At 78.2% G+C, this 303-nt stretch carries 1 protein-coding gene; it reads left to right on the top strand.

Annotated features, from left to right (window positions below; translation table 11 throughout):
• Positions 1-157: M23 family metallopeptidase (locus ACLBX8_RS31950; protein WP_447716443.1), on the top strand; the 157-nt coding region annotated here is incomplete at its 5' end.
• Positions 158-303 lie beyond the last annotated feature (146 nt).

The following is a 303-nucleotide window of genomic DNA, read 5'->3' as shown; positions in this document are numbered from 1 at the left end:
GGCCGCGGGCGACGCGGTCGGCGCCGTCGGCTCGGCGGGGCGCTCTACCGGGGCGCATCTCCACTACGAGACCCGCATCGACGGCGAGCCGGTGGATCCGCAGCGCTTCCTGGAGGCCGGCGCCACCGTCGCGGCAGGCGGGCTCGGCGCCGACTGAGTCCGTCGCCGCGCCGGTTGCCCTGTGCCGGTCGCCCTGTGCCGGCCTCCGAGTCCCCGAGGGAGGCCGTCCTGCATCGGCCGTGACGCCCGCGCGGGGATGGCCTTCCGGGCCGGACCTGTTGCGGGCGACCGGCCCGGTGCTAC

The organism is Methylobacterium sp. D48H (assembly GCF_053345715.1).
This window is presented reverse-complemented; position numbering and strand designations above follow the sequence as displayed.